Source organism: Streptomyces sp. NPDC059851 (genome assembly GCF_042732005.1).
Taxonomy (GTDB): Bacteria; Actinomycetota; Actinomycetes; order Streptomycetales; family Streptomycetaceae; genus Streptomyces.
Genome location: NZ_JBHWJJ010000150.1, coordinates 1 through 19,824, shown reverse-complemented (window position 1 = coordinate 19,824; position 19,824 = coordinate 1). Strand labels below are relative to the sequence as shown.

Genomic DNA, 19,824 nt, shown 5'->3' with positions numbered 1-19,824 from the left:
CACCCAGGCCGAGCCCGAACGGCATGATGATGCCGATGACCGAGTTCCGGTCACGGGCACGGACACCCAGGATTCCGATCGCGGCCGCTGCCACCAGGGACCCCACGATGGACCCGGCGACGATGTTCACCCCCATCAGCAGCGCGGCCGACGCACCGGCGAAGGACAGCTCACTGATCCCAATGCACCGCGAACGGCAGGTCGCGCATGATGACGAACACCCCGACCAGCCCGCCCACCAGGCCCAGCAGGACCCCGGCCAGCAGCGAGTTGTGGGCGAGGGCCAGTAGGTCGCCGTAGTCGTCGAAGTTGAAGATCTGCTGCCAGAGGCCGCCGTCTTCCCCGTTGGCGCAGGGCAGGCGTCCCGTCACGGCCGTTCGCCCCCGTTCGCCTCGTTGCCATGGTGGTGAACGGTGGCCGCGTCGGGTGCCCCCATGACGACGATGCGGCCGCGGACGCGAAGGACGTCCACCTCGGTCCCGTAGAGACCGACAGGGCGGCGGTGGTCATCACCTCGTCCGGCGGTCCTATCCGGAACCCGCCCGGGGCCAGGTACAGCACCCGGTCCACAAGATCCAGGACCGGGTTGATCTCGTGCGTCACGAAGACGACGGCGGTACCGGCGGAGCGGCGCCGCCGGTCCACCAGTGCGGTGACGATGCGCTGGTGCTGCAGGTCGAGGGAGAGCAGCGGCTCATCGCAGAGCAGGATCCGCGGGTCGCTGGCCAGCGCCTGCGCGATAGCGCCCAGTCGTAGTCGTCGGGAGTCGTTCCCTCCAGGGTTCTCCCCACGATGTATCGCTTGCTGCTGTCCCCGTAGGTGGCACCTGGGGGTCAGGATGCGGAAGCGGGCCTGATCGCGTAGTCGATGCCGAGGCTGATGGCCCCGAGAGCTTCCTGGGCGACTTCCATAAGGTTGCCGATCTCCGCGAGGCGACCGGTGAAGTCCGTGGGACGTACGCGAGGCTCATCGAAATGCGACAGCTTCTCGCCGAAGTTGAAGGGCGACCATCTGGCTGACCCTGGGCAGCGCCTCGAATGCCGGGGAGAGGCCAGCCATGGCTTGGGCACAGTCGCCGATGTCGGCATGCGTCTGCGCGTCACGGAGCAGTTGCTTGGCCTCAGGCTGGGACAGCAGGTCAACCATGTCCACGGAGTCGAGCTCGGTGCCAAAGATCCTGGGAGTAGCGGAGTTGAAGAAATCGGCGATGGCCCCGCGGGCCTGCTCGATCTGGACCGAGACGGCCGCCTCGTCGGCTACGCCGAGCGGTACCAGCACGGCCGTGGAGAGGCCAGTGCAGCGCCTCGTCGGGGTGGCTGTCGCCGTAGAGCAGCCTGGCGTAATGGCGGTGGCCCGGAGAGCGGAACTCCCCGGCCATCGCTATCCAGCCCTCAGACCATTCGGAATCAGTACCAGAGCTGGTTGGTCTGGTGGTTGCAGCTCGCCAGCACAGCCCTGGCGCCGTTACCGCTGCCGGAGATGGTGAGGCACTTGTTCCAGTCGCTCCCGTTCCTCAACTGCGCCGAGCCGCCGGTGGAGTCGATGTACCACTTCTGGTCGGCGTTGTAGTTGCAGTCCCACTGGATCGCCACGCCGGTGGACGCCCAGATGCCGAGGCACTTGCCGTTCCCGTTCTTGAGCCGGTAGTAGCCGCCCCCGACACCGGTGAAGTCCCAGTTCTGGTCAGCGTTGCTGTTACAGTCCCACTGGATGGCGTCCTGGCCGTTGTTGCTGACGTTCCCGTAGATGCCCAAACACTTGCCCGAAGCCACGTTGTGCTGCCGACCGCTGGTGAGGGCCGAGGCGGAAGGCGCGGTGATGAGCGCGGTGCCGGCCGCGAGCAGGAGGCCTACGGAGGTGGCGGCGACGCGAGTCAGAGTCCTCGTCACTGTGGTCAACCTTTCAGTCGGTGGCGGGAAGAAGCCGCGACCCGATAGGGGAGGCGCCGCTTCATGATCGCCAACCTACGTGTGAATTAGAGCCCGTTCAAAACCGGACCTGTCTCAGGGCGTCCCGTCCGAGTCCGGCCTGCGGGACGGGAAGCGCCAACCCCGGGCATCGGACGGCACCGGCCTCCCAGGACGCCCCCCGGCCCGGGGCTCCATGCCTGCGTACGCGGCGCGTGCATCACCGTCCCAGTGGCGGACGGGACGATCCCTGAGACGGATGGGACGACGGGACGCGGGCGGAGGGAGGCGAGGCGAGGCGACCCAGTGTTCCAGTCTGTCCGGCCCGACTGCATTGACGAGGACGGGCAGCTCGGACCGAGACGCACCGCCGAGAGGTGCTTGTCCGACTACGGGTGAGGCGCTTCCCCCCCCCCCGCTCATCGAGCACGTGGCCGAGCGGTCGCTGGTTCTCATCGACGAGCCAGAGTCGCATCTGCATCCGCCCCTGCTCGCCTCGTTCATCCAGACGCTCTCGCGCCTGCTGACCGAACGCAACGGCGTCGCGGTGGTCGCCACCCACTCTCCCCCCGTCGTGCTGCAAGAAGTCCCGCGCTCGTGTGTCTACAAGCTCAGCGGCGGGGGACCTGCGGGCGGAGCGACTCAGTGTCCAGACCTATGGGGAGTGCGGGCGTGTTGACCCAGGCAGTCTTCGGGTTGGAGGTCCGCGACTCCAGCTTGCACCCCGCCATCCAGGCAGCCGTCTCCCGGTTCGACACCTTCGAGGAGGTCCTGGAGCACCTCGGCGGCGAGCTCGGCAGTGAGGGCCGCGGACCGGCCCGGATCCTGTTGGCCGAGAAGGCCGAGGACGAGGGCGAGGCCCGATGACGTGGCCCCTGCCCAAACCGCAGCACGGCGCCCGCTCCACCTACGAGACCTGCATCTCCAAGACTCGAGAGCGGCGGCGCCGCACTCGTCTGGCCGAAGCCGTTGACGCGGTCGGGAAGTGCGGTGCGCATGGTGCTGCATGCCGGTTCGAAATGCTGGGGCAGCAGGGCTCGCCCCGCAGCGGCTGATCGAGCGGGTCGTGGGCCTCGACGAGGCGGCGGCGCTGCTGCCTGGCTTCGACCGGGCCTCCCCGCCGGGATGACGGTGATCGATCCGCTCCACGGCTGAATCCACGGCGGACGCGGCCGGGGCGGCGGGCGTGGCGTCGGGATTAGTGCGGGTTGTCGGGTGACGATGGCGCAGTGCGACTTGATCACGTGTCCTATGCGGTGGCCCGCGACAGCTTCGTCTCGACCGTCCAGTGGATCGGATCGGCCCTCGGCGCCGGGTTCGTCGACGGGGGCGTGCACCCGCGATTCGGCACCCGCAATTTCATTCTCCCGCTGAGCGGCGGTACCTACGTCGAGGTCGTCACCACGCTCGACCACCCAGCCGCCGACCGCGCACCCTTCGGCCAGGCGGTCGCGCGCCGCGCCGCCGAGGGCGGCGGCTGGCCGGGTTGGGTTGTCTCCGTCGACGACAACGCCCCGATCGAGGCCCGCCACGGCCGCACCGCGGCCGAGGGCCACCGTGTCCGCCCCGACGGGTTCGACCTGAGGTGGAAGCAGATCGGCCTGCTGGAACTGCTGGAGGACCCGCAACTGCCCTACTTCCTCCAGTGGTTGGTCCCGACCGAGGAGCGCCCGAGCGCCGACCCGCGCACCTCCACCACCATTCAGGGGGTCTCCATCGCCGGCGATGCCGCCTCCATCGCCGAGTTCCTCGGCGAACCGGCCGACCATCCCCTCGACCAGATCGACGTCACCTGGATCGAGGATGAGGAACCGGGCCTGGTCTCGGTCGAGTTCGCCACCGCCCACGGCCCGGTCACGATCTGACCGGGCCCGACTGCCCCGCGGGAGTAGCCGGCTGGGGTTTCATGGCTAGCGTGTGTCTCTTTGATGGGTTGGTCAGTTGATCGGATGTGTCTGCCCGTTTAGTGATCACTGATGCGATGTGGGGCCGGATCGAGCCGCAGATGCCGGCCGATCCGGCCCGTGGACGGCGGTGGGCCGATCACCGCCGAACCCTCGATCGAGGCCATTGCGTGGAAGTACCGCACCAACTCGCCCTGGCGGGACCTGCCCGACGAGCTCCGCCCGTTCCAGACCGCCCGCAAACGGCTGATCAGATGGGCCGTCGACGGAACCTGGCAGAACATCCTGATCGCCGTGCTGGCGACCGCGGACGCCGATGACGTCATCGGCTGGACCGTCTCGGTCGGCTCCACCGTCGTCCGCGCCCACCAGCATTCAGCCGGAGCACGCAAAAAGGGGCCGAAGGCCGCAGCGAGCCCGCCGCCCACGCCCTCGGACGCTCACGGGGCGGCCTGAGCACCAAGGTCCACCTGGCTGCCGGCGACCGTGCACGGCCCCCGGCCCTGACCGTCACCGCGGCCAGGCCGGCGACGCATCCGCCTTCGAAGCTGTCATGGCCCGCATCTGCGTGCCACGAAGCGGGCCCGGCAGGCCCCGAACCCGGCCGTTGGCCGTGCTCGCGGACCGGGCCTACTCCTCCCGTGCCATCCGGTCCCCCCTGCGACGACGCGGCATCCGCGCGGTCATCCCGCAGCCGTCCGACCAGATCGGCGACCGCCTGCGGCGAGGACGCCGAGGCGCCCCGGCCGCCCGGCTTCGACGCCGAGATCCACAAGCAGCGGAACGGCGTCGAACGCTGCATCAACCGCCTCAAGCAGTGGCGCGGCCTGGCCACACGATGCGACAACCTCGCCATCGCCTACGAGGCAGCACTCCACATCGCCGCCATCTTCATCTGGGCACGACGCCGACCAAAGAACGGAACCTGGGTTCGAGCTCGACTGCGGCTCCGCACAGGGAACACAGCGGGGCGCCGGGTACTGTGTCGCGTCCCGAGCGGCCCCAGCTCTCGCTCCACGAGCGAAGGCGGCCCCAGGTACTCGACGGGCACGCCGTCGTACGAGACGCCCTCCAGAGGCCGCACGTGCTGCGGCGCGCGCACCCAGACCCGGTACTCGGCCGGCTCGACGGTGTCCCCGGGAGCGTTGCGGCAAGCGCCGCCCGCACGTCGTCGTCCGGAGGCCGACGCCGACAGGTCCGCGGCCGGCGGCGGCTCTCGCGGCGTGGTCAGTTGCCGGAATGGCAGTGACGTGCGGGTCGGCCGGTGCCGATCCCATGCATCGCGGTGCCCCCCGGGCCCGCTGCACTTCGCCGGTCAAGAGTCGAAGGGAACCCTGCGCAGCTCGTACAGCGTCCAGGAATCCGGGTCCCCGATGTACTGGTACAGCGTGACCCGCCCTTCGGTGCCGCCGATGTTCCAGTGCCCCCAGGGGCAGCTCCTGATGCCGTCCTCGATCTGCTGGGTCCACGTGTCCCTTCCCGGGTCCAGCCTCCACGTGCCCTGGCCCGAGCACTTCTGCACGTTCTCGTCGCCGTTGCTGCTGTAGGGCCGGTGCTCGATGCGGGAGGCCGTCACCGTTCCGTCCGGGGTGAACGCCAGTGTGCCACCCCGTCCGTCGGACCAGACCCCGGTCAGCGCGGCTCGGGTGAGCCGCGGCGGCCGGTACTCCTCGATCAGGCCGGCGGACAGCGCGATGGGCCCGAACACGGCCGTTGCGAGTACCGCGGCCGTACCCCATATCGCGACCCACCGTGCAAGCCTCCGTGCGGGCAGCCGCGTGATCAGCGCGGCTGCGACGAGCGCCACCGTGGTGGGCGGCCACGCCCAGAGGGCGACGTACGGCTCCAGCTCTCCGGCTGGTACTGCGGCGGCGAACGGGAGGAGCGCGGCTCCAGCAGTGACGGGTGGGACCCACCACCACACCTCGCGGCCGCCGAACCGGCGCCCCAGCCGGTGGCTCAGCGACACCGAGGGCAGTACGAGGAACAGCGTTGCCATGCCGATGACCGCGATTGCGACCACCAGCAGCCATGGCCCGAGGAGAACGAGTGCGAGCCCGAAGTTGCCCGGGGTGTTGGGCGACTCCTGGGTCTGCCTGTGCACGAGGTACACGACCCCGGCCAGCGCCGCCTCCTGGATCAGCACCAGCGTCGAGACCAGGACCATGCGACTGTCAGGCCATTCCTGTCGCGTTTTCGCCACGGCCGTCACCCCCCGGACCGCATCCTGCCATGGAGTTTGAACGTGTTCAACGCACCGCACGTATGCCGCAGTCGCGTCGTCGGACCGCGGGTCACCTCCGCTCGAGCAGAGGTGTCCCGCGGCATCGGTAGCTCCCGCGCCTGCCCCGGATCCCGTGTCCCGCACCACTCAGCAGCTCCCGCAGGCTGAGGCGGGCCGCTTGCAGTCCTAGTCCTCCTCGGAGGGGAGCGAATCCCATTCCGTCCATGCGCCGTCGCGCGGCACCATGAACAGCGGACGCGATCGCAGGCCTTCCCCGACCTGTTGCGCGCGTATGACGATCCCGGGATCATCCGGCCCTGCGTGGCCCTCGCACGTATAGCGAAACTGCACGTCTTGCGCCTCGGCACACGCGATCATGTCGCTCTCCAGCGCCCCCATCTCCCTTCCGACCAGCAGGAGGCCGTTGTACGCGACCTGGGGACCCTGCACAGCGTCGCAAGCGACGCCGAACAGACCCGCGTCCTGGCTTACGTAGGCCGTGACGGCCAGTGCAGAAGGCGCGCCCTCGCGGCGGTGGACTTCGACCTTCCACGTCCGCGAGAAGACCGCGTACTGCCGGCGGCAGTCGCTGACCTTCGCCGGGCCGAGTACCTCAGCCGCCTCGACCACTTCGCTGACGGTCATCCCGAACCGGAGCGGTCCCACCCCGACAGCCGCCGCATACGACCACTCGCCCCGTTCGACGACTCCGAAATCGCCTTCGGTCTCCAACGCCATATCCACCCCTCCAGAGACACCCGGCAACGTCCCGCGGTCCATCGCCGGCGACCTGCTCCAAGTACCGCCTGGCCACGACAGCGTCACATCCCGCACTGACAGGGCCGCCCAGCCGCCAGATCTTGATAAGGCACGGTGCATTCGAGGCCTGTGCCCGTGACAACGTGCCGGCGAAAGCCTTGCCGAGGGCAAAGCAGCGTTAGAAGCAGCGTTATGCGCCGGGGCCCGGGTGGATCTCCAGACCGCGTCCTTGCGGCGCACCTTCCTCCAGGTCCGCAGCCGATCCCGCTTCCCGCCGGTCTCGGCCCAGAGCACTGGTGGACATGCACCTTCCGCAACGAGGGATCGGTGAGCATCTTCGTGGTCGGCACCCTGCGGTCGGCGCAGCTGTGGCCGTCTGACTTCCGCCCGCGGGGGACGGAGCGCACCCGGTGGCGGCAGGAGCGCGGAGACGGCTGGGACAGCCACCGGCAGGAGGACTTCAACGCCGCCCCGCGGCTGCTGGCCGCCGGGTAGATCTCCAACGCGGGTTCCCGGCTCGACCCGGGCGACGACTTCTCCGAGGACGCCGTCATCGAGGTGCCGGTGGCCGCCGGGCAGGGCCGGGTGGAGCCGTTCGCGTCGGTGCTGTTCGTCCGCGCCGACCGCTGCAAGCTCGCCAACAGCTACACGGTGTCCACCGAGCACTCATGGGACCTGGAAGGGCAGGGGCGCAAGCACCTGCGTGATGCTCCCGCCTGGCTGGCTCAGCCCGGAGAAGACTCCTTCCGCCACCACTCGAGGATTTACCGGTCCAGTGAGGTGATGCGGATGACGCAGGCACCGGACTGGGCCGCGATGTGGTGGGTCATCCCGAAGGGCAACGACGCCGCTCCGCACATGGAGGTGCACATTTCCCGCGATCCCGATGGACGCGAGGTGCTCAGCGAGGACGAGCAGGAGCTGTACGGGATGAAGACCATGGACAAGGGCGTCGACCAGCCCGTAGCGGTGCTGCTGCGGCTGGCCGGAGACGGCGCCTGGCGGCGGGTCCCAGCCATGCTGCACATGGCCTCCGCCCGAGTCACGGCCGTCGTGGAGTGCTATGCCGACGCGAAGTAGTCCAGCTCACGCCACATGGGATCGGTGGCGATGTGCTGCAGCAGCTCCAGCGTCAGCGCGGGCGTCTCACGGGTGGCCGTGCCGCTCTGGTCAGCGGCGTTGTAGGCGGTCACCGTCACCCGCAGGCCGTTCCTGTACCGGGTGTCCACGGTCCACGGGACCACCCCGCTGCTTTTCTCCGCAGGACCCTGTGTGACCTTGGTGCGGATGCCGTCGTTCGGCGAAGGGACGTTGCCCTCGAAGTCCGGAGCGCCGGTCTCCTTGACGACGTCGAGCCGGACCAGGGACTTACCCTTGCCGTCGTCGACCACGACGTAGCCGGACCCTGATTCCCCGCCCTTGGAGATGACCGGGACCTTCATCTTGGTCACCATTTTCTCCAGCTGCTCCACGGCCTTCAGATCCCGCAGCGCATTCGGATTCGCAGGCGTCCAGCCCCGCGGTTGCTGCGCGGCCGCGGGCAGGTCGTTCAGCGCCGGGTGCCACTTGTCCGAGATGACCACGGCCCTCAACTGGGCGGGGCTCAGTGGCGGGTTGGGGCGAGAGGCCTTCACGGTCTCCATCGGCAGAGCGTTCTTTTCCGACAGCTCGACAAGGAACCCCTGCGGGGTCACGAGCGCGGCCCGCCATTCCTTGATGTCTATGCCGGGGTTTTGGGCCGAGTAGCCCTGCTGGATCAGCAGTCTGGAGCCGTCGGCCAGCTGTTCCGTTGTGCAGTCGTCGTCCGGCCGCGTGGCTTTCTTCGTACAAACGGTCGTGGTGTTGGCCATGCTGCCGTTCGGGTCCACCCGGCTCAGGACGAGCCTGATCGCCGCTCCACCCCGGCCGTCGTCGTACACGCCGCTGACCCCCGCGCCGCCGCCGCCGGTACCGTTCGCATGCTCTACGGACAGAGCCCCTTCCGGCAGCAGCCCCTTGAGTACCTCGACCATCTGTGAGGAAGAGACCGCGCCGGTACCGCGGGGCGGCTGCGGCGGCGGCTCCGGGGTGCCGTCCCCGCCCCCACCCGACGGTCCGCCCGACGGTGTCGGCGGCGTCGCGATCTCGACCCGGTCCGTTCCGCCCAGCAGGCCCCCCGCGTAGGCGCCGGCCGCGCCGATCAGGGCCAGGGACAGCACCGATCCGCCGATCAGGGCGGCCCGGCGGCGGGCGACGAGCCGCCGTCCGCGCCGCTCACCGGCTTCCACGAGGGCGTGCCGGTCGGCCGTGAAACCGTCCCCCGCACGCCGGAGGGCTTCACCGAGCTCGTCTTCAAAGGACATGGGGAACCAAACCTTCCGTTCTCAGGAGTGTGCAGAAGACCGAACCGGCACGACGCCGCCCACCGCGGGTGGGCCGGACCATCTCCGTTTTCAGAGGCCCACGAACTCGCCGATGCTGCCGCCCAGTTGCTGCCTGAGGCAGCCGAGCGCACTCGAGGTCCGGGTGCGGACCGCCGCCGAGCTGGTGTTCATCGCGTTGGCGGTCTCCTCGATGCTGCGGTCCTCCCAGTACCGCAGCACGAGCACCGCCCGATCCTTGGGCGCGAGCCGCCCCAGCGCCTCCAGCAGCGTCAGCCGCAGCGCCGGATCGCCGGAACCGGTGGCCACCGCACCCGAATCGGGGAACTCCCCGACCGGGCGCTCGCCCGCCGACCGCCGGCGCTGGTGGGTCAGGAAGGCCCGGACCAACACCGTCTGCGCGTACGCCGCCGGATTGTCGATGCGGGAGATCCGCCCCCAGAGCAGGTACATCCGCCCCAGGGTCTCCTGCACCAGATCCTCCGCGAGATGGGTGTCCCCGCTGGCCAGCAGGCAGGCCGACCGGTACAGGTGCCCCGATCTGCCTTCCGCGAACTCACGGAACCCGTCCCTGCGACCCTGCCGCATCTACTCCCCCTCGCGTCGTCTCACCCCGTCGACGCGGCGACGGCCCGGAAATGTTTCACCCGAGTTCGTGGAAGTAGACGTGGAACTCCTCGCGTACGAAGCCCTCCCCTCGTACAGCCCCTGCGCGACCTTGTTGTCGTAGGCGGTCTCCAGCTGCACCCCGGTCACCCCGGCCTCCCGCGCCCGGCGCAGCACCTCGCGCAGCAGCGCCCGGCCGGCGCCGGTACGTCGGCCTTCCGGGGCCACGTACAGGTCGTTGAGCACCCAGGCGGTGTCCATGCTGAGCGAGGAGAACGCCCGGTACACCTGGGCGAATCCGACCGTCCCGACGCCCGGTGCGTCGGCGAGCAGGACCAGCGACTCATCCTTCGCGATCCGCTCGGCGAGGAAGGCGCGCGGCCGGTCCGGATCGGTCACCTCCACCTCGTAGAAGTCGAGGTACCCCCGGAACAACTCCGCCGCGGCGTCTACATCCGCCTGACCCGCGACCCGCAACTCGATCCCCGGATTCTGCTGCACGTCGATCCCCTTGTCCGTCCCTGCGTGCCGGACTCATTGTGCGCGCAGGAACGGCGCTCCACTTCTGCCTGGGGACGGGGCCGGCCCGGTGGGGGAGTGGCATCCTGGCGGCGGGATTCGCGCTTTTCGGCGGTGCATCGGGTTGCCCGTCAGGGTGAAGTGCGGCGTGCGGGCCTGGTGCTGGGCTGGGCGGGGCGGAACAAACCGTCTCGTGATGATCTTGGTGAGGCGGGCCGCCACTGCGGCCGACACGCCCTGACGCTCCGGGCCGACTTGCCCACCCCACCCGGCCCTGCGGCGCCGCCAGAACCTTGGAGCGGCTGCCGGGCAGGGTGGTCTTGCCCGCTGTGCGGCTACTCCCACGGCCGTGTCCCGGCGGCAGGCCGGTTGCCGTTCGAGGCGTTGCAGCGCCGGGCCGCGGCCCGTAGCCGCGGAGCCCCGGCTCGCCGCGGTGGCCGCGGCCTACTTGGTGGCGTTCTACTGCAGCAGGAGGGGCAGGGGCTCCTGCAACTCCTCCCTACCCCGTATCCCCCACGCCCTCCTCCGTACCCTCGGTGGATCAACACACGAGATCATCAGATGACTGATGTCGCTGCGTCCGTATGTGACCGGCGTGTCAGCGGTCCGGGTCGCGGGTAGCGGCTCAGACTTCATCACGATCTATCTATATAGATGCCTGCCTATAGTTCACACATCGAGGGGTGATTGTTCACGTTTTGTTAATATAGGCGAGCTTCGATCTAATTGTCCGAAAAAGAGCGCTCAGCGCGCCGGCTTTTCTGACGCGGGGCGCTGGCAGACGCGAGGGTCGAGAGTCGTGAACATTTCCACTTCGCTGCGCCAGGCTTCGCTCCCGATGGCTCTGACGACGGCTGTGATGCTGGCAGCGAGCGCATGCGGGGGCGGCGACGCGGGCTCGAACGGGACCGGGGACAAGGTGTCCGGCACGGTCAAGGTCGACGGCTCCAGCACCGTGGCCCCGCTGTCCACCGCGGCAGCCCAGCTCTTCCAGGCCCAGAACCCCGGGGTCAGGGTCACCGTCGGCACCTCCGGCACCGGTGGCGGATTCGAGAAGTTCTGCAACGGCGAGACGGACATCTCCAACGCCTCGCGTGCGATCAAGGACGAGGAGAAGGCCGCCTGCGACCAGAACGGCATCAAGTTCGAGCAGTTCCAGGTCGCCAACGACGGCCTGTCCGTCGTGGTGAGCAAGGACAACGACTTCGTCCAGTGCCTCACCGTCGCCCAGCTGAAGAAGATCTGGGAGCCGGGCTCCAAGGTCACCAACTGGAACCAGGTCGACCCCGAGTTCCCTGACGTCAAGCTCGAACTTTTCGGCGCCGGCACCGACTCGGGCACCTTCGACTACTTCACCAAGGAGATCAACGGCAAGGAGAAGGCCTCTCGCACGGACTACAACCCGAGTGAGGACGACAACGTCACCGTCCGCGGCGTCTCCGGCTCCAGGGGCGGCCTCGGCTACTTCGGCCTGTCCTACTACGAGGAGAACAAGGACAAGCTGAAGCTCGTCAAGATCGACGGTGGCAACGGCTGCATCGAACCGACCACCCAGACGGTCCAGGACGGCACCTACAAGCCGCTCTCCCGCCCGCTGTTCATCTACCCGAACGCTGCCTCGCTCGACAAGAAGCCCGTCGAGGCGTACGTCGAGTTCTACGTGGAGAACCACGCGGACATCGCCAAAAAGTCCCTCTTCGTGCCGCTGAACCCGGCACAAGAGGCGCAGCTCAAGACCGCCCTCGAAAAGCTGCGGACGCAGCACGGGTCATGAGCACTCCGACAACTGGGCGGCGGGCCGCCTCGGGAAGCCCCGGCTTCCTGAGGCGGTCCCAGCCGCGCTACGGCGAGAAGGTCATCAAGGTCCTCCTGGTGGCCGCCTCCCTGGTCTCGGTGCTGACCACCCTCGGCATCGTCGTCGCCCTGATCCCGCCCGCCAGCCAGTTCTTCTCCAAGGTCGGCTTCGGTGAGTTCCTCACCGGCACCACCTGGGCCCCGCTCTTCAGCCCGCCGCACTTCGGCGTACTGCCGCTGGTCGCCGGCACCCTCATGGTCACGGTGATCGCGCTGCTGGTCGCCGTACCGCTCGGCCTCGGCGCCGCCGTCTACCTCAGCGAGTACGCCAACCGCCGCGTCCGCAGCTTCTTCAAGCCGGTCCTGGAAGTCCTCGCGGGCATCCCGACAGTCGTCTACGGCTTCTTCGCCCTCAAGGCGATCACCCCGCTGCTGCAGAACATCTGGCCGACGGGCAACGGCCCGCAGATCTTCAACGCCCTCTCGGCGGGTTTCGTCATGGGCATCATGATCATCCCGACCATCGCTTCCCTGGCCGAAGACGCCATGAACGCCGTCCCCCGCGCGCTGCGCGACGGCGCGTTCGCGCTCGGCTCCTCCCGGATGCAGGTCTCCACCCGCGTCGTCTTCCCTGCCGCGCTCTCCGGCATCGTTGCCGCCGTCGTCCTGGGCATCTCCCGAGGCCTCGGCGAGACGATGATCGTGGCGATCGCGGCGGGCGGCCAGCCCAACCTGTCTTTCAACCCGCTCGAAGGCATGCAGACGATGACCGCGTTCATCGCGGCCGCTGGCATCGGCGACCTACCCACCGGCTCCACCGGCTACCAGACCATCTTCGCCGTGGGCGCGCTGCTGTTCGTGATGACCCTGGTGATGAACCTGCTGAGCATCCGCCTGGTGCGCAAGTACCGCGAGGTGTACGAATGAGCCCGCGCATCATCGACCAGCCCACTGTCACCGGCCCGGCCCCCGGCGCCCGCCGCCTCAAGGGCCGCGGCACCCCGTGGCGCGAGCGGTTCTTCCACCTCAGCCTCTTGGCGTCCCTCGCGGTCGGCGTCGTCTTCCTCGCCTCGCTGCTCGTCTACGTCATCGTGGAGGGCTGGCCGCGCCTGGACTCGCGGCTGTGGACCAACTTCCCCGACATCATCGACCCGACCCAGGCCGGAGCCCAATCCGCGATCACGGGCACGGTGTGGGTGATCGGCTTCACCGCCCTGTACTGCCTGCCCACCGGCGTCCTCACGGCCATCTACCTGGAGGAGTACGCCGATCCGCACCGCTGGTTCAACCGCGCGGTCGAGATCAACATCCAGAACCTGGCCGCCGTCCCGTCGATCGTCTACGGCATCCTCGGCCTCGGCATCATCTCCCGAGGCCTCGGCTTCGGCCAGACCGTCCTGACGGCCTCCCTCACCCTGTCCCTCCTGGTCCTCCCGGTTGTGATCATCTCCTCCCGAGAGGCGATCCGTGCCGTACCGCAGTCCATCCGACAGGCATCCCTCGCGCTCGGGGCCACCCAGTGGCAGACCATCTGGCGCCAGGTCCTGCCCGCCGCCGTCCCCGGCATGGCGACGGGATCGATCCTTGCGCTGTCCCGCGCCATCGGCGAGGCGGCACCCTTGCTGCTGCTCGGCGGACTCACCTTCATCACCTTCAACCCGACGGGCGTGCAGAGCCCGTTCACCGTGCTGCCGATCCAGATCTTCAACTGGATCAGCCAGTCCCGGGCCGAGTTCGTCGCCCTCGCCTCCGCCGCGATCGTGATCCTCCTGGTGATCCTGCTCGCGATGAACTCCCTGGCCATCTGGCTACGCAACCACTACGCCCGCACCTGGTGACCGCCATGACCGCCCCGTTCGAACCGACCGCCGACTCCCGGCAGGAGACCGCCATGACCACTCCGCCCGACGCCTCCGGCGGCACCAGGACGCCCCGAGTCTCCTACCGTCAGGCGCGCTCCCTCGACAGCCCCGTCTTCGAGGTCGGCGGCCTGTCCGTCTTCTACGGCGACCACGAGGCCGTACGCGACGTCAACCTGCTGATCGGCCACCGCCAGATCACCGCGATGATCGGCCCCTCGGGCTGCGGCAAGTCGACCGTGCTGCGTTGCTTCAACCGCATGAACGACCTCATTCCGGGTGCCCGCGTAGAGGGGAAGATCCGCTACCACGGCGAGGACCTGTACGGGCGCGACGTCGACCCCATCGAGGTCCGCCGGCGGATCGGCATGGTTTTCCAGAAGCCCAACCCGTTCCCGAAGTCGATCTACGACAACATCGCCTACGGGCCACGGGTCGGTGGCACGAAGGGAAACCTCGACGACCTGGTGGAGGAGACCCTGACGCACGCCGCGCTGTGGGACGAGGTGAAGGACAAGCTCAAGTCCTCGGCCCTGGCACTGTCCGGTGGCCAGCAGCAGCGGCTGTGCATCGCCCGCACCATCGCCGTCAAGCCGGAGGTGATCCTCATGGACGAGCCCTGCTCGTCCCTGGACCCGATCGCCACCGCCAAGATCGAGGACCTCATGGAGCACCTGGCCCAGGAGTTCACGATCATCGTCGTCACCCACAACATGCAGCAGGCCGCCCGCGTTTCGCACCACACCGCCTTCTTCACCGCGGACATCGACGACGCGGGCGTGCGCCACGGCAGGCTGATCGAGTACGACGAGACGTCCCGCCTCTTCTCCAACCCGTCCGACCGGCGCACCGAGGACTACATCTCCGGCCGCTTCGGCTGACCGGTCCCGATCCGGCCCGCCGTGGCCTCCCGATCCACCCTTTGCGCGCCGCCATACGTGAAGGAGAACCAAGGGTGACCCCCGACGCACCACAGCCTCCCCAGGTCGCCGCCCAGCGCGGCCCGGCCGAGCCGGGTGACACCAGCCGGCCCGCCCTCCTGCTGGCCGAACCCGACGAAAAGCTCGCCGCCAAGGCCACCGCCCACTTCACGGCCGAGGGCGTCACAGTGATCACTTGCCACGACGGCGCAGAAGCCCTCCTGCAAGCCGGCGCCCACCGCCCCGGCGCGGTCCTGCTCGCGGCGCCACTGCCCGTGGTCAGCGCCTCCGCTGTCACCGAGCTGATCGGCCGCCTTCACCCGGTCCCCGTCATCGTGGGCGCCGGGCCCGACGGGGTCGAGGAAGCGACGGCCGCCCTGGCGGTCGGCGCCTTGGCCTTCGTGGCCCGCCCGTACCGGATCGAGGAGATACTGCCACTGCTGACGGCGCGCGTGCCCAGGGGCAGCGACACGGCCGAACCCCTCAAGGTCGGTGACATCGAACTCGATCCCGCGGGCTTCCACGTCTACGTGCGCGGCCGCTCCCTCCAGCTGCCTGTACGAGAGTTCACGCTGCTGCGTTACCTGATGCAGCACCCCAACCGCGTCGTCAGTCGTGTCGAGCTGACCCAGGCGCTGTGGGGCACCGACCACCTGGACAGCAACACCCTGACCGTCCACGTGCGCCGGATCCGGCACAAGCTCGTGGACGAGAGCGGTAGTTGCTGCACCATCGATGCGATCCGCGGCGTCGGCTACCGCCTGGAGTGCGTAGCCGATCGAACTTCGGCGACACCCGGCCCTTCATAGAACGGGAGGCGCGGGCCGTCCAGCCTGCGCCGCACCGGCCGGCAGCAGCTCGCGCACCAGCTGCTCGATCCGGTGCCGCAGTGCGTCCCTGACGGAGCGGGCGCTCTCGATGTCCAGCCCGGACAGGTCCGGCAGCGCCCAGTCCAGATAGCGGCGGCCCGGTCGTACGGGGCAGACATCACCACAGCCCAGTGTCACCACGACGTCGGACGCTGTGACGATCTCCATCGTCAGGGGTTTAGGGAACTCCTCACGGGTCTCCAGACCCTGTTCCGCCAGGAGCTGCCGTACGACCGGGTCTATGGCGCGGGCCGGTGCGGATCCGGCGATCAGGACGTGGACCGCCTCTCCTGCGATGTGCCGCATCAGGGCTGCCGCGAGCTGGGAACGGCCGGCGTTCTCCGTGCACACGAACAGCACCTCGGGCACCGGCTTGGGCGACAGCCCCAGGCCGCGGGCCAAGGCGCTCAGGCGCTGGTCGGCGAAGCGCTCGACGAGCACGGGAACGTGCCGTTCCAATCGCGCCCGGTAGCCCAGAAGGTCCGCGCAGTCGGCGACGTACTCCGCCACCGTCTCGCGCGAGAAGCACCGGCGGTGCCGGGCGGCGAGCCGTGCGGTGATGCGTCGCAGGACGGCCTCGATGTCACGCAAGGGAGGCGTGGAGCGACCCAGCGGGCCCAGGGGAGTCGAGTCGTCCACCGCAGCACCTCCTCGCCCAGGCCACCTACGTGGCGCCTCTGACAAGCCATGATAGGTGAATGTCTATGTATCGGGGAGGTAGGACGCGAAGGTGAACGGTAGGTGAATAGGTGTCCCGGACGGCTCCTGGGCGCCGGTGGATCACTCGTTCGGCCGTATGGTGAATAGATGGCCATCACTGCAATCGGCGCATCCGAGTCGGAGGCGGACGCTGCGGAGTCGGAGGCGTGCTCCCCGAAGTTGTCCTGCCTTCTGATCGACCGCACGGAGGCGGAACGGCTGGCCGGCATGCTCAAGGCGATCGCCGACCCCACCCGCCTGCAGATACTGCGCCTGATCGAGCGCTCGCCCTCCGGCGAGGCCTGCGTGTGCGACCTGACCGAATGCCTGGGTTTGCGGCAACCGACGGTCAGCCACCACCTCAAGCTGATGACCGACGCCGGTCTGCTCACCCGCGAACGACGCGGAACCTGGGCCTGGTACTCCGTGGACGAGGAAGGCCTGCGTCGCCTGCGCGACATCCTCGATCCGGCAACTGCCTGAATCTAGCGCAGGGTCGGAATGACCTCGCGGACCTTGGCGGCCACGGTGGTCGGCAGTGGAGCGTAGTGGATCTCGGGAAGGATCTTCTGACCGTCATCGCCGGCGGTGTACGCGAGGAAGGACTTCAGTGCCGCCAGTGTCTCCGCTTTGTTGCCCTTGTTGCAGACGATCTCGTACGTGATGAGCACGATCGGGTACGCCCCGGGGCTCGGCGTGCCGTAGTCGAAGGCCAGGGTCAAGTCGCCGTCCGTACCGACGAACCGTGCGGCCCCGATGGCCTTTGACGCGGTCTCGGCTGATGGAGCCACTGGTTCGCCGGCTCCGCTGTCGACGCGTACGGTCTTGATTTTCCGGGCGGCGGCGAAGGACAACTCGAAGTTGCCGAGCGCGCCGTCGGTGCCGGCCACCTGGGAGGCGACCGCGTCGGGCCCGGATGCGGCCTGGCCACCCTGTCCCGGCCAGGACTTCTCGACAGGGTAAGGCCATTGGCCCGGGGCCGCCCCCGACAGGTAGGCATTGAGGCTCTGCGTGGTGCCCGAGCCGTCGGAGCGGTGCACGGCCTGGATGGGCAGCGCCGGGAGGACCGTTCCGGGGTTGAGCTTCTGGATGGTCGGGTCGTTCCAGCGCGTAATTCTGGAGTCGGCCGCGTGCATGAGGCGGCCGGTGAAAGACGCCAAGCCCGGAAGCGCCGGCCGGTAGGGGTTGGTAAAGCTCCCCGACGCAGCGACCACGGCCCCGGCCGTCAGGACGGCCCCGCCCTCCACCTCGATGCGGAACCGGCCGCCCTCCTCCACCGTCACCCGGGCAATCCGCCGACCGGTGCGGATCTCGGCGTCCAGGCGGGCGGCATAGCGGCCCAGGTAGCCGACGACCTCGTCGCGGTGCGGGTAGCGGTCCGGATCCCCGCCGAAGGCCCGGCCGGGCAGCGCGCTGAACCGGGCCGGTGACAACAGCGTCAGGCTGTCGTAGTAGTGCGGCCACGAGCCGGCCGCCCGGTCCGACGCCTCCAGCACCACGGGCTTCACCCCCGCTCGGACCGGCGCGTGCGTGGCCGCCAGTCCGGACTGTCCGCCTCCGATGACGACGGCTTCCGCGTGCTCCATCACAACCCCCGGATGAAATCGATGAGTGTCTATGTTGACGTCTATCGATACAGGTGCCATGCTGATCGTGCAAGCCATCGACAAACATCGAAACACGCGAGGAGTCGTCATGAACGAGCAGTCCAACCCGACCAGCCCCAAGCACGCCGAGACGGCGGCCCCCTGTTGCGGCACCGCCCCCGTCCAGCCCGCCGCCGAGGAGGCGCCCGTCCAGTCCTCACCGTGCTGCGGCACCAGCGAGGACGCGGAAGCCGCCGGAGCCTGTTGCGACCCGCAGGCCAAGCGCGAGGCCGTCACCGCCGACGCCGGCTGCTGCTGACCACCTGAGCCCCACCCTCCCCTGCCGCCCGTACGAAGACCCCGGAGACCTGTCATGAGCGAGAACACCACCGAGCTGCCCGTCGTCGTCATCGGGGCCGGCCCCGCCGGACTCGCAGCCGCCGCCCACCTTGCCGACCGCGGCATCGCCCCGCTCGTCCTGGAAGCCGGCCCGGTCGCCGGAGCAGCGGTGCGCGAGTGGGCGCACGTGCGGCTGTTCTCCCGCTGGGGCGAGGTCGTCGACCCAGCCGCCGAAAAGCTCCTCGCCCCGACCGGCTGGGTCAAGCCCGCCGAGGACACCTACCCCTCCGGCGGCGACTGGGCCGAGCAGTACCTCCAGCCGCTGGCCGATGTCCTGGGCGAGAAGGTCCGCTATGACGCCCGCGTCACCGGCGTCTCTCGCACCGGCCGTGACCGCATCGTCGACGCCGACCGCGAGGCCCAGCCCTTCGTCGTCCACTACGCCAACGCCGACGGCCGTGAGCAGCGCATCTTCGCCCGTGCCGTCATCGATGCCTCCGGCACCTGGTCCACCTCCAGCCCCGCCGGTGGCAGCGGCCTGGCCGCCCTCGGTGAGAAGGCTGCCGCGGACCGGATCACCTACCGGGTCCCGGACCTGAAGGACCCTGCCGTCCGTGCCCGGTACGCGGGCAAGCGCACCGCGGTCATCGGTTCCGGCGCCTCCGCCTTCACCGCCCTCACCTACCTGGCCGACCTCGCCAAGTCCGACGACGGCGCCGGCACCCACGCCACCTGGATCCTGCGCCGAGGCATCTCCGGCTCGACCTTCGGCGGGGGCGAGGCCGACCAGCTCCCCGCCCGCGGCGCCCTGGGCCTGGCGGCCAAGGCCGCGGTCGACGGCGGTTACGCGGACGCGGTCACCGGCTTCCGTACGGACGCCTTCGAGCGTGACGGCGACGGGCGCCTGGTCCTCGTCGGTGAGGACGGCCGCCGCCTGGAGGCCGTCGACGAGGTGATCGTGCTGACCGGATTCCGCCCCGACCTGTCCTTCCTGGACGAGCTCCGCCTGGGCCTGGACGAGCGGCTCCAGGCCCCGGTCGAGCTGGCGCCGCTGATCGACCCGAACCAGCACTCGTGCGGCACCGTCTACCCCCACGGCGTGAACGAGCTCTCCCACCCGGAGAAGGACGTCTACCTCGTCGGCATGAAGTCCTACGGCCGCGCCCCGACCTTCCTCGCCATGACCGGCTACGAGCAGGTCCGCTCCATCGCCGCCCACCTCGCAGGCGACCGTGAAGCGGCTGAGCGCGTCGAACTCACCCTCCCCGAGACCGGAGTCTGCGGCGGCGCGGGCCTCTTCGACGAGCCCGAGGACGCCGAGGAGACCGGTGGCGGATGCTGCGCGGCCCCGGCCACCCTCACCATCGGCGCCCCCGCCACCGCCTCCGCCGGCAGTTGCTGACCGGCATGCCACACACCCAGACCAGCGTTGGCCCCCCCCCGCCCGGGGGGCCGGGGCGGGCCCCCCCCCGACAGCCC

The 19,824-nt window shown here is 69.4% G+C and carries 23 protein-coding genes and 3 pseudogenes; 15 read left to right on the top strand and 11 right to left on the bottom strand.

Features of this window, described 5'->3' with window-relative positions; genetic code table 11:
* The 4 genes and pseudogenes from ACFV7Q_RS33325 to ACFV7Q_RS33310 form a co-directional block, all read right to left on the bottom strand.
* Positions 1-359: pseudogene (locus ACFV7Q_RS33325) on the bottom strand (metal ABC transporter permease); the annotation flags it as partial.
* Positions 360-367: 8 nt separating this feature from the next.
* Positions 368-741, bottom strand: a pseudogene (locus ACFV7Q_RS33320) (ABC transporter ATP-binding protein); the annotation flags it as partial.
* A 225-nt stretch (positions 742-966) separates the two neighbouring features.
* A complete protein-coding gene (locus ACFV7Q_RS33315; RefSeq protein WP_385434341.1) occupies positions 967-1,278 on the bottom strand; it encodes a hypothetical protein in 312 nt (103 codons plus the stop codon).
* Positions 1,279-1,406: 128 nt separating this feature from the next.
* A complete protein-coding gene (locus ACFV7Q_RS33310) occupies positions 1,407-1,889 on the bottom strand; it encodes an RICIN domain-containing protein (protein WP_385434339.1) in 483 nt (160 codons plus the stop codon).
* A gap of 214 nt (positions 1,890-2,103) precedes the next feature.
* Between ACFV7Q_RS33310 and ACFV7Q_RS33305 the strand changes: the two genes are divergently transcribed.
* From ACFV7Q_RS33305 to ACFV7Q_RS33285, 5 genes and pseudogenes are all read left to right on the top strand, one after another.
* Positions 2,104-2,586, top strand: coding sequence for an AAA family ATPase (locus ACFV7Q_RS33305; RefSeq protein WP_385434337.1), 483 nt, complete (start codon positions 2,104-2,106; stop codon positions 2,584-2,586).
* Entirely contained in the window at positions 2,580-2,774 is a 195-nt protein-coding gene (locus ACFV7Q_RS33300; protein WP_385434335.1) for a hypothetical protein, read from the top strand. Before ACFV7Q_RS33305 ends, ACFV7Q_RS33300 begins: the two co-directional genes overlap by 7 nt.
* A gap of 139 nt (positions 2,775-2,913) precedes the next feature.
* Entirely contained in the window at positions 2,914-3,036 is a 123-nt protein-coding gene (locus ACFV7Q_RS33295) for a hypothetical protein (protein WP_385434333.1), read from the top strand.
* A gap of 100 nt (positions 3,037-3,136) precedes the next feature.
* On the top strand, positions 3,137-3,772 hold the full coding sequence (locus ACFV7Q_RS33290) for a VOC family protein (RefSeq protein ID WP_385434331.1): 636 nt from the start codon (positions 3,137-3,139) through the stop codon (positions 3,770-3,772).
* Between the two features lie 86 nt (positions 3,773-3,858).
* Positions 3,859-4,719: pseudogene (locus ACFV7Q_RS33285) on the top strand (IS5 family transposase); the annotation flags it as partial.
* Positions 4,720-5,126: 407 nt separating this feature from the next.
* Here ACFV7Q_RS33285 and ACFV7Q_RS33280 read toward each other — a convergent pair.
* Positions 5,127-6,014 carry a hypothetical protein gene (locus ACFV7Q_RS33280; RefSeq protein ID WP_385434329.1) on the bottom strand — a complete coding sequence of 296 codons (888 nt, stop codon included), beginning with the start codon at positions 6,012-6,014 and terminating at the stop codon, positions 5,127-5,129.
* 207 nt (positions 6,015-6,221) lie between these two features.
* Positions 6,222-6,773, bottom strand: a complete 552-nt coding sequence (locus tag ACFV7Q_RS33275) for a hypothetical protein (protein WP_385434327.1) — start codon at positions 6,771-6,773, stop codon at positions 6,222-6,224.
* A gap of 348 nt (positions 6,774-7,121) precedes the next feature.
* Between ACFV7Q_RS33275 and ACFV7Q_RS33270 the strand changes: the two genes are divergently transcribed.
* Positions 7,122-7,289 (top strand): hypothetical protein, encoded by a 168-nt coding sequence (locus tag ACFV7Q_RS33270; protein ID WP_385434325.1) that lies wholly within the window; start codon positions 7,122-7,124, stop codon positions 7,287-7,289.
* Between the two features lie 69 nt (positions 7,290-7,358).
* Entirely contained in the window at positions 7,359-7,874 is a 516-nt protein-coding gene (locus ACFV7Q_RS33265) for a hypothetical protein (RefSeq protein ID WP_385434322.1), read from the top strand.
* Here ACFV7Q_RS33265 and ACFV7Q_RS33260 read toward each other — a convergent pair.
* From ACFV7Q_RS33260 to ACFV7Q_RS33250, 3 genes are all read right to left on the bottom strand, one after another.
* Entirely contained in the window at positions 7,856-9,136 is a 1,281-nt protein-coding gene (locus tag ACFV7Q_RS33260; protein WP_385434320.1) for a hypothetical protein, read from the bottom strand. The genes ACFV7Q_RS33265 and ACFV7Q_RS33260 overlap by 19 nt on opposite strands.
* Positions 9,137-9,226: 90 nt before the next feature.
* Entirely contained in the window at positions 9,227-9,742 is a 516-nt protein-coding gene (locus ACFV7Q_RS33255) for a SigE family RNA polymerase sigma factor (RefSeq protein WP_385434318.1), read from the bottom strand.
* Complete coding sequence (locus ACFV7Q_RS33250) at positions 9,743-10,261, bottom strand: GNAT family N-acetyltransferase (RefSeq protein ID WP_385434316.1); 519 nt, start codon at positions 10,259-10,261, stop codon at positions 9,743-9,745. It lies immediately after the preceding gene.
* Between the two features lie 817 nt (positions 10,262-11,078).
* On the opposite strand from ACFV7Q_RS33250, the gene ACFV7Q_RS33245 reads away from it, so the two are divergent.
* The 5 genes from ACFV7Q_RS33245 (at position 11,079) to ACFV7Q_RS33225 (ending at position 15,661) form a co-directional block, all read left to right on the top strand.
* Positions 11,079-12,053, top strand: a complete 975-nt coding sequence (locus tag ACFV7Q_RS33245; protein WP_385434314.1) for a PstS family phosphate ABC transporter substrate-binding protein — start codon at positions 11,079-11,081, stop codon at positions 12,051-12,053.
* Positions 12,050-13,000, top strand: a complete 951-nt coding sequence (gene pstC / locus ACFV7Q_RS33240; RefSeq protein ID WP_385434312.1) for a phosphate ABC transporter permease subunit PstC — start codon at positions 12,050-12,052, stop codon at positions 12,998-13,000. The genes ACFV7Q_RS33245 and pstC overlap by 4 nt, the downstream gene beginning before the upstream one ends.
* Entirely contained in the window at positions 12,997-13,911 is a 915-nt protein-coding gene (gene pstA, locus ACFV7Q_RS33235; RefSeq protein WP_385434310.1) for a phosphate ABC transporter permease PstA, read from the top strand. Before pstC ends, pstA begins: the two co-directional genes overlap by 4 nt.
* A gap of 53 nt (positions 13,912-13,964) precedes the next feature.
* Positions 13,965-14,813: a phosphate ABC transporter ATP-binding protein PstB gene (gene pstB, locus ACFV7Q_RS33230; RefSeq protein WP_385434343.1), complete on the top strand. Its 849-nt coding sequence runs from the start codon at positions 13,965-13,967 to the stop codon at positions 14,811-14,813.
* Positions 14,814-14,887: 74 nt separating this feature from the next.
* Entirely contained in the window at positions 14,888-15,661 is a 774-nt protein-coding gene (locus ACFV7Q_RS33225) for a response regulator transcription factor (RefSeq protein ID WP_385434308.1), read from the top strand.
* Here ACFV7Q_RS33225 and ACFV7Q_RS33220 read toward each other — a convergent pair.
* Positions 15,656-16,360: a three-helix bundle dimerization domain-containing protein gene (locus ACFV7Q_RS33220; protein ID WP_385434306.1), complete on the bottom strand. Its 705-nt coding sequence runs from the start codon at positions 16,358-16,360 to the stop codon at positions 15,656-15,658. The genes ACFV7Q_RS33225 and ACFV7Q_RS33220 overlap by 6 nt on opposite strands.
* A 168-nt stretch (positions 16,361-16,528) precedes the next feature.
* On the opposite strand from ACFV7Q_RS33220, the gene ACFV7Q_RS33215 reads away from it, so the two are divergent.
* Positions 16,529-16,903 carry an ArsR/SmtB family transcription factor gene (locus ACFV7Q_RS33215; protein WP_385434304.1) on the top strand — a complete coding sequence of 125 codons (375 nt, stop codon included), beginning with the start codon at positions 16,529-16,531 and terminating at the stop codon, positions 16,901-16,903.
* 2 nt (positions 16,904-16,905) lie between these two features.
* On the opposite strand, the gene ACFV7Q_RS33210 is transcribed toward ACFV7Q_RS33215, so the two are convergent.
* Complete coding sequence (locus tag ACFV7Q_RS33210) at positions 16,906-18,006, bottom strand: substrate-binding domain-containing protein (RefSeq protein WP_385434302.1); 1,101 nt, start codon at positions 18,004-18,006, stop codon at positions 16,906-16,908.
* Positions 18,007-18,115: 109 nt separating this feature from the next.
* Here ACFV7Q_RS33210 and ACFV7Q_RS33205 point away from each other — a divergent pair, with 109 nt between their 5' ends.
* Together ACFV7Q_RS33205 and ACFV7Q_RS33200 are read left to right on the top strand one after the other, a co-directional pair.
* On the top strand, positions 18,116-18,325 hold the full coding sequence (locus ACFV7Q_RS33205) for a hypothetical protein (RefSeq protein WP_385434300.1): 210 nt from the start codon (positions 18,116-18,118) through the stop codon (positions 18,323-18,325).
* Between the two features lie 54 nt (positions 18,326-18,379).
* Complete coding sequence (locus ACFV7Q_RS33200; protein ID WP_385434298.1) at positions 18,380-19,747, top strand: NAD(P)-binding domain-containing protein; 1,368 nt, start codon at positions 18,380-18,382, stop codon at positions 19,745-19,747.
* Positions 19,748-19,824 lie beyond the last annotated feature (77 nt).